This window comes from Pseudomonas fluorescens (assembly GCF_000802965.1).
GTDB lineage: Bacteria > Pseudomonadota > Gammaproteobacteria > Pseudomonadales > Pseudomonadaceae > Aquipseudomonas > Aquipseudomonas fluorescens_A.
This window is the reverse complement of record NZ_JSAK01000021.1, coordinates 131,841-146,872: the sequence shown is the minus strand read 5'-3', so window position 1 is coordinate 146,872 and position 15,032 is coordinate 131,841. Positions and strand designations below refer to the sequence as shown.

At 59.1% G+C, this 15,032-nt stretch carries 14 protein-coding genes; 8 read left to right on the top strand and 6 right to left on the bottom strand.

What is annotated here, in order from left to right:
* Window positions 1–106 precede the first annotated feature (106 nt).
* The 3 genes from NL64_RS19160 to NL64_RS19150 are packed head-to-tail and all read left to right on the top strand — an operon-like array spanning window position 107 to window position 3,672.
* Entirely contained in the window at window positions 107–766 is a 660-nt protein-coding gene (locus NL64_RS19160) for a paraquat-inducible protein A (protein WP_034149633.1), read from the top strand.
* Entirely contained in the window at window positions 753–1,376 is a 624-nt protein-coding gene (locus NL64_RS19155; protein WP_034149632.1) for a paraquat-inducible protein A, read from the top strand. The genes NL64_RS19160 and NL64_RS19155 overlap by 14 nt, the downstream gene beginning before the upstream one ends.
* Window positions 1,369–3,672 (top strand): intermembrane transport protein PqiB, encoded by a 2,304-nt coding sequence (locus NL64_RS19150; protein ID WP_034149631.1) that lies wholly within the window; start codon window positions 1,369–1,371, stop codon window positions 3,670–3,672. Before NL64_RS19155 ends, NL64_RS19150 begins: the two co-directional genes overlap by 8 nt.
* A 211-nt stretch (window positions 3,673–3,883) precedes the next feature.
* On the opposite strand, the gene mksF is transcribed toward NL64_RS19150, so the two are convergent.
* Genes mksF through mksB form a run of 3 tightly spaced genes read right to left on the bottom strand, consistent with a single transcriptional unit; the run spans window position 3,884 to window position 8,689 of the window.
* The gene (gene mksF, locus NL64_RS19145; protein WP_034149630.1) at window positions 3,884–6,724 is read right to left on the bottom strand and encodes an Mks condensin complex protein MksF; all 2,841 of its coding nucleotides are present in this window, start codon (window positions 6,722–6,724) and stop codon (window positions 3,884–3,886) included.
* Window positions 6,721–7,422 carry an Mks condensin complex protein MksE gene (mksE, locus tag NL64_RS19140; RefSeq protein ID WP_034149629.1) on the bottom strand — a complete coding sequence of 234 codons (702 nt, stop codon included), beginning with the start codon at window positions 7,420–7,422 and terminating at the stop codon, window positions 6,721–6,723. Before mksE ends, mksF begins: the two co-directional genes overlap by 4 nt.
* Entirely contained in the window at window positions 7,412–8,689 is a 1,278-nt protein-coding gene (gene mksB, locus NL64_RS19135) for an Mks condensin complex protein MksB (protein WP_172668687.1), read from the bottom strand. The genes mksE and mksB overlap by 11 nt, the downstream gene beginning before the upstream one ends.
* A 207-nt stretch (window positions 8,690–8,896) precedes the next feature.
* Between mksB and NL64_RS19130 the strand changes: the two genes are divergently transcribed.
* Together NL64_RS19130 and rimI are read left to right on the top strand one after the other, a co-directional pair.
* Window positions 8,897–9,643, top strand: coding sequence for a hypothetical protein (locus tag NL64_RS19130; RefSeq protein WP_034149627.1), 747 nt, complete (start codon window positions 8,897–8,899; stop codon window positions 9,641–9,643).
* Window positions 9,636–10,088 (top strand): ribosomal protein S18-alanine N-acetyltransferase, encoded by a 453-nt coding sequence (gene rimI, locus NL64_RS19125; protein WP_034149626.1) that lies wholly within the window; start codon window positions 9,636–9,638, stop codon window positions 10,086–10,088. Before NL64_RS19130 ends, rimI begins: the two co-directional genes overlap by 8 nt.
* Window positions 10,089–10,200: 112 nt before the next feature.
* Here the strand turns inward: rimI and NL64_RS19120 are convergent, their stop codons facing one another.
* Complete coding sequence (locus NL64_RS19120) at window positions 10,201–10,605, bottom strand: hypothetical protein (RefSeq protein WP_034149625.1); 405 nt, start codon at window positions 10,603–10,605, stop codon at window positions 10,201–10,203.
* Between the two features lie 169 nt (window positions 10,606–10,774).
* Between NL64_RS19120 and can the strand changes: the two genes are divergently transcribed.
* Window positions 10,775–11,419: a carbonate dehydratase gene (gene can / locus NL64_RS19115; protein ID WP_034149624.1), complete on the top strand. Its 645-nt coding sequence runs from the start codon at window positions 10,775–10,777 to the stop codon at window positions 11,417–11,419.
* Between the two features lie 80 nt (window positions 11,420–11,499).
* Here the strand turns inward: can and NL64_RS19110 are convergent, their stop codons facing one another.
* Window positions 11,500–12,678, bottom strand: a complete 1,179-nt coding sequence (locus tag NL64_RS19110; RefSeq protein ID WP_034149623.1) for a hypothetical protein — start codon at window positions 12,676–12,678, stop codon at window positions 11,500–11,502.
* Between the two features lie 139 nt (window positions 12,679–12,817).
* Between NL64_RS19110 and NL64_RS29725 the strand changes: the two genes are divergently transcribed.
* Window positions 12,818–13,108: a nucleotidyltransferase family protein gene (locus tag NL64_RS29725; protein ID WP_080758023.1), complete on the top strand. Its 291-nt coding sequence runs from the start codon at window positions 12,818–12,820 to the stop codon at window positions 13,106–13,108.
* Window positions 13,105–13,449 carry a HepT-like ribonuclease domain-containing protein gene (locus NL64_RS19105; RefSeq protein WP_034149622.1) on the top strand — a complete coding sequence of 115 codons (345 nt, stop codon included), beginning with the start codon at window positions 13,105–13,107 and terminating at the stop codon, window positions 13,447–13,449. The genes NL64_RS29725 and NL64_RS19105 overlap by 4 nt, the downstream gene beginning before the upstream one ends.
* A gap of 37 nt (window positions 13,450–13,486) precedes the next feature.
* On the opposite strand, the gene NL64_RS19100 is transcribed toward NL64_RS19105, so the two are convergent.
* A complete protein-coding gene (locus NL64_RS19100) occupies window positions 13,487–14,905 on the bottom strand; it encodes a short-chain fatty acid transporter (RefSeq protein WP_034149621.1) in 1,419 nt (472 codons plus the stop codon).
* Window positions 14,906–15,032 lie beyond the last annotated feature (127 nt).

Below are 15,032 nucleotides of genomic sequence, written 5' to 3'. Positions count from 1 at the left end.
TTTGTTTTGTCCGCAGGAAAACATTGCCTTTCCTTGCACAAATTGCACAGTTATTTTTGACTCAGGCCACTAGAATAAGCCCTACTTTTTTGGAGTCAGAGTCCTTATGCCAGATCCGGTTGACGCCTCCAGGCTGTCAGAATTACCGCTGGACGATTTGGTGGCATGTCATGAGTGCGACTTGCTGATGCGCAAGCCCGAGCTCGCCCATGGCGAAAAAGCCCTGTGTCCGCGCTGCGGTTACGAGCTCTACGCCCATCGACACAATGTCGTGCAGCGCAGCCTTGCCTTGGTTATCGCTGCATTGTTGTTGTACGTTCCTGCGAACTTTTTACCGATCATGCAGCTCAATCTACTCGGGCAATCTTCGCAAGACACCGTCTGGAGCGGCGTTGTGGGCCTGTTCAATACAGGCATGCAGAGCGTTTCGGTGATTGTGTTCCTGTGCAGCATGGGGATCCCGTTACTCAAACTGCTTTGCCAACTGGCTGTCTTGCTGAGTATTCGTCTTGATATCGGGCGCAGTTACGGTTTGCTGCTCTACCGCATTTATCACCATCTAAGAGATTGGGGAATGCTCGAGGTTTACCTCATGGGCGTGCTGGTAGCGATCGTCAAGCTGGCAGATATGGCAGCCATGACCATAGGTTTCGGGCTGGCATGTTTCATCGGTTTGTTATTGGTCCAGGTCTGGTTGGAGGTCGTGATGTCGCCTCACCAGATCTGGCAGGCTCTATCAGGAGAGGATGCCCATGCGGGCGATTGATGCAGGCATTCTGGTTTGTGCGGAGTGCCATGAATTGAACAAGCAGGAAGCTGATACCGATGAACAGGTCTGCACTCGATGCGGTGCCTTGGTTCATGCCCGGCGCCCGAACAGTCTGGTGCGCACCTGGGCATTGCTGATCACTGCCGCCATTCTTTATATACCAGCCAATGTGCTGCCGATCATGACCGTGAGCTCCCTGGGCAAGGGTGACCCCAGCACCATCATGTCGGGTGTCATCCAACTGGTTCAGCACGGCATGATTCCAATTGCCGCCGTGGTCTTTATCGCCAGTATTCTTGTGCCCACATTCAAACTCGTGGGCATCGCACTGCTGTTGTATTCCGTGCAGCGACGCCAGCCACTTTCGGCTCGGCAGCGCATATGGATGTATCGTTTTATCGAGTTCATTGGCCGCTGGTCGATGCTCGATATTTTTGTGATCGCCATCCTGGTGGCACTCGTGAATTTTGGACGGCTCGCCAGTATCGAAGCTGATCTTGGCGCCATCGCCTTTGCCAGCGTGGTGATTCTGACAATGCTTGCCGCAGTAACTTTCGATCCCCGACTGATTTGGGATAACACGGAGTCGGACGACGACCATGACTGATTTGCCTACAGCGAAAACCCGACCGGCCTCGAACTGGTCTGCCATTTGGGTGTTACCCCTGATTGCCTTGATCATCGGCGGCTGGCTCGGCTGGCGTGCCTATAACGAGACGGGCATCGAAGTTCAGGTCCGTTTCGAAAGTGGCGAAGGTATTCAAGCCAACAAGACCGAAGTTGTTTACAAAGGCATGCCGGTCGGCAAGGTGAAGGCGCTCAAGCTCGATGATGAAGGCACTTCCAAAGGTGTGATTGCCACTGTCGAGATGAACAAGGACGTTGAGCAATACCTGCGCACCAGTACGCGCTTCTGGCTGGTCAAACCGAGCGTGACGCTGGCTGGTATCACTGGGCTGGAGACGCTGGTTTCGGGTAACTACGTTGCGATCAGCCCGGGCGAAGGCGAGCCCACCCGCAAGTTCAAGGCGCTGGCCGAAGAACCACCGCTGTCCGATGCCCAGCCTGGACTGCACCTGACGATCAAGGCCGATCGCCTAGGCTCGCTCAATCGTGGTAGCCCGGTGTTCTACAAGCAAATCAAGGTCGGTCAGATCAAAAGCTACGTGCTCTCCGAAGACCAAAGCACCGTCGAACTTAAAGTATTCATCGAGCCGACCTACGCCAAACTGGTGCGCAAACACACGCGTTTCTGGAACGCCAGCGGCATCAGCATCGACGCCAACCTGTCGGGCGTGAAAGTGCGCAGCGAGTCCCTGGCCAGCATCGTTGCCGGCGGTATTGCGTTCGCTACGCCGGAGAACCGCAAGGACAGCCCGCCGACAGATCCGAGCCTGCCTTTCCGTCTCTATGAAGACTTCGATGCGGCTGCGGCCGGGATCAAGGTCAAGGTCAAGCTCAGTGACTTCGAAGGCCTGCAAGCCGGTCGCACACCGGTCATGTACAAGGGCATTCAGGTCGGCACGCTCAAGGCGCTCAAGATTGATGCCGACCTGACTGCCGCCAGTGCTGAATTGACGCTAGACCCTTTGGCCGAGGATTACCTGGTCGACGGCACTCAATTCTGGGTGGTGAAACCCTCTATTTCCCTCGCGGGGATCACCGGACTTGAAGCGTTGGTAAAGGGTAACTACATCGCCGTCCGCCCTGGGGATAAAGGTGCTGCGCCGCAACGTGAGTTCGTCGCTCGGCCCAAGGCGCCGCCGCTGGACTTGCGCTCGCCGGGTCTGCACCTGGTGTTGTTCACCGACAATCTCGGCTCGCTAGAGGTCGGCAGTCCGATTCTCTACAAACAGGTCAAGGTGGGCTCGGTTCAGAGCTATCAATTTTCACGCAAGCGAAACCAATTGGTGATCGGTGTCCACATCGAGAAGGAATATGAAAATCTGGTCAACGGTTCGACGCGGTTCTGGAACGCCAGCGGTATCACGCTGACGGGTGGGCTGACCGGTGGAATTCAAGTTAAAAGCGAATCGCTGCAAAGCCTGATGGCCGGCGGCATTGCCTTTGAAACACCAGTAGCCAAGGCGCCGTTGCAGAAGCGCATTCCACGTTTCCGCCTGTTCGCCAGCCATGAAGACGCCACGCAAAAAGGCGAGGTGATCACGATCAAGGTCGACCGCGCCGATGGTTTGCGCGCCGGTACGCCGATTCGTTTCAAGGGTCTGGATGTCGGCAAGATTGAGGGCGTCGACCTCAGTGGTGATTTGCAATCAGTGTTGTTGACGGTGCGCGTCACCGAAGTGCCTGAGCGTATTGCGCGGGTTGGCAGTGAATTTTGGGTGGTCAAGCCTGAACTGGGTCTGATCAAGACCTCCAATCTGGAAACCCTGGTGACCGGGCAATACATCGAAGTGCAGCCCGCAGCGAAGAACCTGGGGCCGCAGAAAAAATTCGTGGCCTTGGCCAATCCACCAGAGTCGGCCAAACAAGAAGCCGGGCTGAGCCTGGTATTGAGCGCTGCCCGCCGTGGGTCTCTTAAACCGGGTGTGCCGGTGACCTATCGTGAAATCACCGTGGGCAAGGTGACGGGATATGAACTGGGCCAGACCGCGGACCGGGTGCTGATTCACATCCTGATCGAGCCGAAGTACGCGCCATTGGTGCGCAGTGGCACGCGTTTCTGGAACACCAGTGGTTTTGACTTTGATGTCGGCCTGTTCAGAGGAGCGACGGTGCGGACCGAATCGCTGGAAACCATGATTCAGGGTGGCGTTGCGTTTGCCACGCCGGACGGTGAGCGTATGGGCACTGTGGCGCGACCGGCGCAGACGTTCCCGCTGTTCGACAAGTTTGAAGAGGAATGGCTGACTTGGGCGCCGAAAATTTCACTCGGTAAGTAGTTTTCTGGCGTCTGTGATGGCGCCTTCGCGGGCAAGCCCGCTCCCACAGGAAGTTGCGGTGTACACAGAATCTGTGACCAACCGGTAACCCTGTGGGAGCGGGCTTGCCCGCGAAGAGGCCCAGAAGTTCACAGCAAAGCTAAATGACACACCTATGAAAAAGGCCGCGATCCATTGGATCGCGGCCTTTTTATTGCCTTCGCTTCAAGCGTCAGACCGCATCCAGCTCCGGCTCGTCTGCTTGTTCGATGACCGTTGCCTTCACCTGATCGTGACGACGGATGTACTTCCAGTCCGCCTCGTCGATGTAGATGCCGGCCGGGCCGCTGCCGCCTTCCAGGTCGATGGCGACACTGGCGCAGACTTGCGGCTTCACACTTGCGAGGATCGGCACGAAGCCCAGTTGCAGGCTGGTTTCCAGCAAGGCAGCCTGGTTCTTCTCGTCGATGTCCGCGGCCTCGTCGAGGTAGTACGGCAAGCGCACGCGCCCGGCCAGGTCGCGGTCCATCAAGTGCAGCAACAAGTACATGTTGGTCAGTGCCTTGATGGTCATGGTGGTGCCGTTGGAGGCGGCGCCGTCGATGTCGGTATGGATCACCGGTTGACCGTTGACCTTGGTGATCTCGAATGCCAGTTCAAACAAGTCCTTGAGACCGAGTTGGTTGTGGTTGGCAGCCACCAGCCGAGCCAGGTATTCCTTGGCTTCCTCGTTCTTGTTGTCCTGTTCCGCACTCTGGCTGAGGTCGAACACCGACAGGGTTTCGCCTTCTTCGTACTGACCGGCGCTGTGGATGATCTGATCGATATGCTTGAGCGCTTCCTTGTTCGGCGCGAGCACGATACGGAAGCTTTGCAGGTTGGAAACCTGACGCTTGTTGATCTCGCGGTTGAACAGGGCCAACTGGTGTTCGAGGCTGTCGTAGTCGCTGCGGATGTTGCGCAGGGTCCGGGCGATGTCGGTCACGGCGGCACGACGAGCCTTGCCCAGGGTCAGCGCTTCGTCGGTGCGGTGTGCGTAAGCGTTGATCAGCAGTGACAGGCGACGCTCCATGTCGTCTTCGCTGTCGAACTTGGCCACGCCTTTGAGGCGGACTTGTGCGTACAGCGCTTCGATCTGGCCGTCGGCGCGCAGCAGCCCTTGCCAGCTGTCCTGATAGTCGTTGAGCAGCGGCAACAGGTTGTCCATGGAATCGTCGATCGGGTCCATGAACGGCGTGCCGAATGGCAGGTCTGCCGGCAACAACTGGCGACGGCGCAGGGCGTCGTCGAGGGTGCGTTGCTTGGCTTCCATGTCGCCGATCTGGCGGCCGACCAGTTGCAGCTTGGCCGACAGCTGCTGGACGCGTTCGGTAAAGGCGTCGCTGGAACGCTTCAATTCGTCCTGCGCGGCTTCCATCTGCGCCAGCTGTTCCAGCTTGTCGCCTTCCTCGGCGCTCAGGGTTTGTGCGCGACGGAAATCCTCCAGGGCTTTCTGCGCATCCAGCACTTGCTGGTACAGCGCTTCGGTCTGGGTCTTGCTCGCGGCGCGGTCGGCGGCCACGGCTTGCTGGGTTTTCAGTTGCTTGAGTTCTTTTTCCAGGCGCTCTTTCTGGTCGCGCAACGCGGCGCGGTCAGCCAGTGCTTGCAGAGCCGGTGGCTCGATGTGCGAGATGTCGATGGACAGCCCTGGCACTTCGAAACGCTCGCCCTTGAAGCCGTCGAGGATCAGCTCCACGGATTTCACCCAATCGCCGTTCTCGTCCAGGGTGATGCCGTGCTCGCCCAGCGGCAGGCTAAACAGTGCGCTGTTGAACAGGCGCATCAATCGCTCGACGTCCTGTTGCGAGAACTCCTCGCGCAGGCGGGCATAGCTGTTGTTGTCGGCGTGATCGAGTTGCTGCTTGACCGACTTCAGGCGTTTTTCCAGATCGCGCAGGCGTTCTTCCAGGTCTTCGGCGCTGAACTGACGGGACTGTGCCAGCGCACCGGCCAGTTCATCGTGAGCGTCCTTGGCCGCGAGCAATTGTTGCTCCAGCACCTTGACGTCATCGACCAGGGCGAAGCGATGCTTGAGCACCGACAACTCGCCGAGCCAGCGCTGGATGCCGGAGATTTCCCGCTCCAGGCGCATCAACTCTTGAGTACCGCCACGTTGATCGTTTTGCAGGGCGTCCTGCTCGTTGCGGTAGTGCTCGGCCTGAATGGTCAGCTCTTCCTTGCGCGCACTGGCGTAGTCCGACCAGGTACCGAGCAGCGAGTCGAGCAATGGCGAGATTCGGTGCAGTTTGCCGCGCAGGATGTCGCGTTGCTTCACCCCGTTGGCCAAGGCTTCGACCAATGGGCCGGCGGCGACCAGCGAGTTGTAGTCCTGCTCCATGCGTCGTACATCGCGGAAGGCTTCTTCACACGCGGCGATGTAATCGACACTGCCGGATCGCAGGCTGTGTTCGAACGCATCGAGGAACAGTTGCTTGAGCTTGGCCGCGGTGATTTCGCGCATGTGCAGCAGGTTGATGAACAGCGCGCGGAAAGTCTTCAGGCTCTGTTCACTGGTGGAACGCAGCGGAATCAGCGTCAGGTCCAGCGGAATGGACGTATGACCACCGACCAGCAGACGACGCAGTTCATCAGGCTTGAGTTCATAGGCTTTCAGGCCTTCGCGCTCAAGGTTGGTGAACAGTTCTTTCTGGCGCAGGCAGGTGTCGTTTTTCTGGTAGTGAGCCAGGTCCAGTTTGCCGGCATAGGCAAAGAACTGGTGACCAAAACCACCGCCCGGGCCGCGCCCGACCACACCGATCACGTGCGGGCCGTGGGGCAGCGAGACTTCGACCAGAATGTAGCTGGTGTCTGAGGCGAAATAGAAACGACGGGATTGTTCCAGGCTGTACTTGCCGAAACTCATGTCCGACATGCGCGCCAGGATCGGGAACTGCAAGGCGTTGATCGAAGCGGACTTGCCGAGGTTGTTTGCGCCGTAGACCGACAGCGGCTCTTCCAGCGGGAACAAACCGAGGCTGTAGCCGGCGGTGTTCAAAAGGGCAAAGCGGCGGATGCCGTAGCGTTCCTTGCTCATGCGTCGAGCTCCTGTTCTTCGGCGATGGCGCGGGCCAAGGCGTCTTCTTCGCTTTCGCCTTCGAACTCACTGAGGTCCAGCGGATCGTCGGTCTGCAGCAGTTTTTCGTCGCTGTCTTCGTCGATCAGCACCGGCACCGGCAATGGCAGGACGCTGTGCAGGCTGGCGGCCAGATCACGGTCTTGCTGCACCGACAGGCACACATCAAGGAAGCGGTGCATCGGCGGCAGGAAACGGTAGACGCCGTTTTCCTCGCTGGCGAAACCGAGCTGGGTCATGCGGCGCATGATCTTTTCTTCGAGCTCGTCCTGGGTCTGTACTTCGGCCTGGATGAACAGGTCGCGGTACTTCTCCAGCAGCGATGGCAATTCATCGCGTCCGAGGCTGCCGCCGTCGAGTACGGCGATTGGGTCGCGGCCCTGATCGGCCAGGTGCTCGACCAGGATAAAGGTGAACAGCGCCAGACGCTGGGCAGTCTTGTTCACCGCCGCAGCAGCGAGGTCCGGTACGAAATAGTAGAAACCACGGGTGTCGCAGACCAGTTCAAAGCCCAGGGCCTTGAACAGCGTGCGGTACTGGTCCTGGAAGTTCGACAACTGCGCGTACAACTCCGGATCGCGGCGGCTGACGTGGTAACCCTTGAACAGCTCGCGAAAGATCGGTGCCAGATGGGACAGTTCGGATAGATCAAGATGCATGTGGGGTGCTCGCAGAATTCTCGGAGGCGTCATCACCGGCCGAGAGCAGGGCGAAGGAGCGCAGGCTGACCTGATGCTCGTGTGTGTAGTAGTCGCGACGTTCCAGGCGCTCGCGCGTGAAGCGTTTTTCCCGGGACAGGCGCGAGAACCAGTACAGCAATTCGTCGGTGGCGCCGTCCGGTTCCTGCTCCAGCAGCCAGGTCATCAGGTCCGGCATCGGCAGGGCGTCTTCGCAGCGCTCGAGCATCTCGCGAACCGTGCGAGGTGCGCGCGGGGCATCGCCGCCCTTGGTCTTGTGCGCCTTGGGGAATCGTGCCGGTTTCGGCTCGAAACGGGCGAGGGCGTAAACGTAGGCTTCAACCTGACTGGCGCTGCCGAGGAAGGTGCTTTGCGGGCGGGTGAACATCGGCATCGCCGCTTGCGGCACGGCGTCGATGCCCTTGCGACGGATCATCGACAAGGCCAGCGCTGCGCCACGGGTCACGGCGTTGTGGCGGCGCGCTTCTTCACGCAGCGGCAGCAGCAGTTCGCGGGCGTGACGCAGGGTCAGCTGGGCGCTGGTCTGCATTTCGAGAATGCGCGCGTGGGTGCGCAGCAGCATGTCGTCGTCGACCAGGTGGCCGAGGCGTTGCTGTTCGCTGAGCATCTTCAGCAACACGGTTTCGACTTTGCGCACGCCTTGTTCGAAGGCGCCGTCGGCGTTGACCAGATCGATCATCGGTTCGACGTATTCGTCCCAGGTCGCCAACACTTCAGCGTAACGCTGACGCAACGGGATCTGTCGGTCGCTGGTCTTGGCGCGTTCGGCCACGGCCACCAGCGCCTGTTCGTCGTTGTCGAGCTTCTTCAATACGTCGCGAACGCGCATGTCGAGCAGGCGCAATTGACGAGCCAAATCGTTGCCGTCGCGGATGTCGAAGGCATCCTGGATGTAGCCGGCCAGTCGCTCGAGGTGGCGCAGATAGGCTTCGATTTCCAGGCACAGGCCCAGTCGGTGTTCACGGCGCAGGTAGGCGAGGAAGTCGTGGATCTGCGCGTTGAGCTCGAAACGGTTCGGGCTTTTGGCCACGGGAACCAGAATATCGAGGCGAATCCACACATCCAGCAGGCTGGTGATGTCCTGCGGCGTACTGTCGAGTTGCTGGGCGGCCAACTGTGAACGCAATTCGTTGAGGCTCAATGTGCCTTGGTCGAAGTGCTCGCACAGTGGCTCCAGAAGTGCCCAGTGTTCAGCGAGGGCGCGCAAGACGCGCTTGGGTTCGATCATCGGAATGGCCGGCTGGTTGGCGATTAAAAGCCGCGATTGTACTGCATCAGGGGCGATGCGATTCACTCTCGGGACGGAGTGTCGCTTTTCTTATCGATCAACAGCAGGCGATCTTGAGCGAAGGGCGGTAGAATCACCGCACTTTAGTTATCCACAAGTGGCCGACCTTTGCTTATCGAGTCCCGTCGCCGCGCCTATTTGACCGCCATGCAGGTGGTCAACTGGCTGCCGCGCACCGAATTGCCCTTTGCTGCGCCGTCGCGGCCCGAGTTGCTGGAGCCGCTCGAGCCGTTGATCGTTGCGCCGGTAGCGCCTGCACCTGAGGCGCAAGCGCCTGTAGAACCGGTGATCAAACCGGCCGAGCGGGTGAAAATCGAGGTGCCGCGGCCATCAATGGCGAGCACGCGCACCGGGGCCAAACCGGTGGAAGAGGTCGAAGAGGCACCGGTCGTCGCCAAGGTCGCGCCAGTACCGCCACCGCGTTTTGCCCTGCAACTGTTGCGCGCCGGGCGATGCTTGCTGCTGGTGGAGTTACCCACAGGCGAAGCGTTCCAGACCCGCGATCCCGCATATTTGCTGCTCAAGGACATGCTGCGCGCCGCCGGCCTGCCGGACAGCCCGCAGATCGTCGGCGAGCCGGTGCGCTGGCCGTTGCTGGTACGGGGCACCATGGATCAAGGGCCGGAAGCGGCGCGCGACTTCGTGCAAGGTTTTCTTTCGGCCCGGCTGGAAGACGCTCCGTGCGTCTGCCTGTGGCTGATCGGCCTGCCTGCGGTGCGTTTTGCCGGTGAGGCAGACGCCGAATCCTTCAATCGTGAACTCCAGGTTGAAGGCCTGGGTTCGGTCTGGGCCTTGCCGGGCCTGGAATTATTAATGGAAGAGCCACAGCGTAAGGCTGATGTCTGGCAAGCCATGCGTCGGCTGATGGCGCGCTGGAAAGAATCGAATGAGTGACGCTGTATCGTTCCGCCCGATGACCGAGGCGGACCTGGAAGCTGTACTGAAAATCGAATACGCCGCCTACAGCCACCCTTGGACCCGCGGGATTTTTCTCGACGGCCTGGGCAAGTATCAGATCTGGCTGATGTTCGAAGGGCACCAGCAGGTCGGTCATGGTGTAGTGCAGATCATTCTGGATGAGGCGCATCTGCTGAACATCACCGTCAAACCGGAGAATCAGGGCCGTGGCCTGGGTCTGACGTTGCTGGAGCATTTGATGTCGATCGCCTTCAAGGCTGAGGCGCGGGAGTGTTTTCTGGAAGTGCGCGACAGTAATACTCCGGCGTTCAAGTTGTACGAGCGGTACGGTTTCAATGAGATTGGCCGGCGTCGGGATTACTACCCGGCGGTGGGTGGGCGCGAAGATGCGGTGGTCATGGCCTGTACATTGGTGGATTAAGCAGCGTGTCATTTCCCTGTAGGAGCTGCCGAAGGCTGCGATCTTTTGATTTTGTTTTTTAAGGGCAAGATCAAAAGATCGCAGCCTTCGGCAGCTCCTACAGGGGCAACTCTCAGCGCTTGCGGTCCAGCGGATCTTGCTGCGCCATCTCCGCTTCATCCAGCCCGTTACCACCGCCAATGTCATCTTCATCGACAACGCTCAAGTCCCAATCGGCCTGATCACCTTTGCCGGCTTCATGGGCATCCCGGGCGCCATCTTCACGGATCAGGGTTTCCGGGGTCAGGTCATCGTCGGTGGATTCATGGTCGGCGGTTGAGGCGCCAGTCATCCCGGCTTCACGCACGCGCTGCCGCGGCATCAGTTGTTCGCGTTCATTCTCAGGCAGTTCGTCGCCGATCTTGGCGCTGGGTTCTTCCTCGTCGAAATCCAGCTCATGCATCGAGCCCATGCGGTCTTCGTTGTCATCGATGGGCTCCGGTTGCACCGCATCGTAAGGACGTCGTGAATCAGTCATGGCATTTCCTCATACTGTGGGCCTTACTAGGGTGGACCCACTGGGCATCAGAGAATTCCACTGGCATGGAGCGGCGAGTGAACGCATCAGACGGGTATCTGCATTAAGCGCGTGACCTCGACGGACGGTCGACTGTCAAAGCAGCGCATCATTACCGAGGCTTCATTGCATGAACGAATTACAAGATCTGATTGATAACAACGAGCGCTGGGCTGACGCGATCACCAAAGAAGATCCTGACTTCTTCGCCAAACTGGCTCGTCAGCAGACGCCAGAGTACCTGTGGATCGGCTGTTCCGACGCTCGTGTACCGGCGAACGAGATTGTTGGCATGTTGCCCGGCGACCTGTTCGTACACCGCAACGTGGCTAACGTGGTGCTGCACACCGACCTTAACTGCCTGTCGGTGATTCAGTACGCGGTGGACGTGCTCAAGGTCAAACACATCCTCGTCACCGGCCACTATGGTTGCGGCGGCGTGCGCGCCTCGATGCAGGATCGCCAGTTCGGCCTGATCGACGGTTGGCTGCGTTCGATACGTGATCTGTACTACGAGAAACGCGAAGAGATCGCCAAACTGGCCACCGAAGAGGAACAGGTCGACCGCCTCTGCGAATTGAACGTGATTCAGCAAGTGGCCAACGTCGCCCATACCAGCATTGTGCAAAACGCCTGGCATCGTGGGCAGAGCCTGTCGATCCACGGTTGCATCTACGGCATCAAGGACGGTCGCTGGAAAAGCCTGAACACCACCATCAGCGGTTTCGAGCAATTGCCGCCGCAGTACCGCCTGCGTCCGGTCGAGAAGTTGTAAGCCTCCTCATCCGAGGCTTTGCCGACGCCAGTGTTGCAACAACATCTGGCCGTCGGCGCCTTCCGTCAGCTGAAGGCGATTTACAGCCATGGAGCGAGAAGCGTAGTCGCTGGCGCGGGTGCCTTGAGTTGTTTGAGCTGGGCCTGGATCGTTGCTGATAGGCATTTACCTGCGGCTTGTCCAGGTGTCAGGTTGCGGATCGAGGTGTAGAACAGCGCACAGGTTTTGTCTTTCTGGGCTACTTGCCAGGTTTGCGTGCAACTTCTCAGCTCGATGTCAGCATTGCTGTCAGTTTCGCGGCCCATTGCGGCTTGCCAGCACGCGGCACTCAGGTCCTGTGCCATCACTTTCAGCCCTGCAGCATCAGCCTTGGCCTTGGCTTCGGTGCTCGTGCCAGTGTAATTGGCAGGGTCGGCGGCGTACCAAATGTAGCTCGGGTGGTTGGCACCCAACACGGGCACTTTCAGTCCGTCGCTCGGGCTGATACTCACCAATCCCAATACGTTCACCGTCGGCCCGTACTGCTGCTTGATCCAGTCACGCACCGGTGTACCGAAGGCGACCATCGGCAATGTGTCGCCGTTGGCCTTTTGGCTGATGCTCTTGACCATGCTGGTCTGGTAGTCGGTGAAGTAGCCATAGACAGACAGTAGATCCTTGCCGGCGTTGGCGGGTGCGGCAATCGGAGCGATATCGATGATGGTCTGGTAATTCGGCGTCTGCTCGGTGGGTACGCCATTGACTGTCAGCAACGAAGCCCAGCGATCGGTCGTGGCAGACTTCAGGTAATCCTGGGCCTGGGTCAATGAATTATCGGGTGGGAAGTGCAGCAGCTCTACGCTTTTGCGATTTTCCAGTGGCATGCCCAGGGGCAGGAAAAAATGCCAGCTATAGGCCCACTTGCCGTCGGCATTCAGTTTGCTGGCACCGTTGTAGGCCAGATCACCGGCCTCGAGCAGCGCTTCCAGCGGTTTCTCATAGCCGTTGGGCACGCCGCTGAGTACGGCGAAGAGCTGATTGTTATCGGTTTTGACCATAACCTTCGCTGCGCCATAACCATCGCGCTGCAGGCTTTGGGTCAGGTAATGCTCCACGGTCTGCTCCAGCGTCCAGTTGCGAAAGCAGATCACGCTGCAGTTGTTGGGATAAGCAAACAGGCGGGTGACGCGTTCGGTGTTGCCCAGCTTCACGTAGATATCGGCGTGGGCGGCGGCACTCAGGGTGAGGGCCGCGAGGGTGAGTCCTGCGAGTTTCAGCATGCTCAGATCCTTTTCAGCGTGGGGCCTTGGACAGGGGAGGCCGTACATGGTGTGTAACAACCGTAGTCTGAGTATTGCAGTGTTTGCCACTCCCGAGCACTGCTAGACTGGCCAATATAGCTTTCATCAAAGGTGAACCATGAAGCCCTCTGCCGCGCTTGATTTGCAACGAGCAGCCGTTCGAGAGGTTGTAAGCCGTTTTCGGACATCCAACCCTCGAGTTTTCGGTTCGGTATTACTTGGGACGGATCATGAAGGGAGTGATCTTGACCTGCTGGTCGATGCCCTGCCTGGAGCGACGCTGTTCGATCTTGGCGGGCTGCAGGTCGAGCTTGAGGAATTGTTGGGCGTAGGGGTTGATCTGCTGACGCCCGGAGACCTTCCATTGAAGTTTCGTCAACAAGTACTCGAACAGGCACGGCCCGTATGAATGATCACCGGCTCGACGATTACCTTGAGCATATGCGCCAGGCTGCTGGCGATGCGCTGGTCTTTGTCGAAGGGCTGAGTAAAGAAGATTTCCTTGATGACAAGCGGACGCAGCAAGCGGTCATCATGAGCCTCAAAATTATTGGTGAGGCAGCGACCAAACTCATGGATCGCTACGCAGAGTTCACCACTTCAAATCCCCAAGTGCCATGGCGCAGCATGCGAGGTATGCGCAACCGCATTGCCCATGGCTATTTCGATATTAACCTTGAGGTGGTGTGGGAGACGGTTCAAGCGGCATTGCCTGAATTGCTGAAAGTGCTGCCCACCGATCAATCCTGATTGCACCCGCCTTGCGGCAGGTGCATTCATTTTAGTGTTACGGCATCACCGGCGGTATATACGCCAGCGTCGTCCCCAGCGCCCACAGCAAGAACAGCACAATCGGCGTGTGCACCAGCAATTGCACGAACGAGAATCCGATCAAGTCCCGCGCCTTCAATCCCAGCACGCCCAGCAGCGGCAGCATGTAGAACGGGTTGATCAGGTTCGGCAGGGCTTCCGCGGCGTTGTAGATCTGTACGGCCCAGCCCAAGTGGTAATTCAGGTCATTGGCCACTTGCATCACGTACGGCGCTTCGATGATCCACTTGCCACCGCCGGACGGGATGAAGAAACCGAGGATCGCCGAGTACACGCCCATCAGCAGCGCATAGGTGTCGTGGGACGCGATGCTGACGAAAAACGTCGAGATGTGATGGGCCAGGGTTTGCGCATCGGCGCCCTTGACCGTGGTCATCAACGCGGCGATCGAGCCGTACAGCGGGAACTGGATCAATACGCCGGTGGTGGTCGGCACCGCACGGGCCACCGCATCGAGGAAGCTGCGCGGACGCCAGTGCAGCAGGGCGCCGAGCATGATGAACAGGAAGTTATAGGTGTTGAGCCCGGAAATCGCACTGATCGCCGGTTTGGTCGAGAACTCATGGAACAGCCACCCGGCAGCCAGCAGCACCAGCAAAATGGTCAGCAGCGGGCTGTGTTCCAGCCATTCGCCCGGACGGGTACGCGGTTGCAGGGGCGGCAGGTTGAAGGCCGGGTCAACGCCGCAGGCCTTGGCGTCACGTGCCGAATTCGGGCCGGGGGCGGTGGCGTAGGCAATGATGATCGAAATCACGACCAGTGCCAGCAGCATCACGCCGGACTGCCAGAGAAATATTGTCTGGGTGAAAGGAATCACCCCGGTGATCGACAGAATCGACGGTGGCAGGCTGGCCGGGTTGGCCTGCAACTGGGCCGCCGACGAGGACAAGCCCAAGGCCCACACCGCGCCGAGACCCAGATACGCGGCGGCACCGGCGGCGCGATAGTCCATCTTCAGATCGGTCCGGCGAGCGAGGGCGCGCACCAGCAAACCGCCGAATACCAGCGACAAGCCCCAGTTCAGCAGCGACGCGACCATGGAAATCAGCGCCACCCAGGCCACAGCGGAGCGGCCGTTCTTCGGCAGCTTGGCCAAGCGGTCAATCAGCTTCACCGCTGGCGGCGAGCTGGCGACTACGTAACCACCGATCACCACGAAAGCCATCTGCATGGTGAACGGAATCAGGCTCCAGAAACCATCACCAAACGCCATCGCGGCATCGGTGGGTTTGGCGCCCATGGCCATGGTGGCCAAAGCGACAATAATCACGGCCAGCGCGGCAAACACCCAGGAGTCGGGGAACCAGCGTTCGGCAAAACTTGAGCAGCGCAGGGCAAAGCGGGCGGAGCGGCTATCTTCGATATCAGCGGCCACGGGAGTACCTCGGATTTTTATGTTTATTGTGGTCTTCGGGGCGTTGGCGGCCCGTCTGGACAGGCGCTTACAGTAAATCAAGAAGAGTTTTTTTGCGGGCCTGTTTTGCGGCTATGGGACTTTGGTC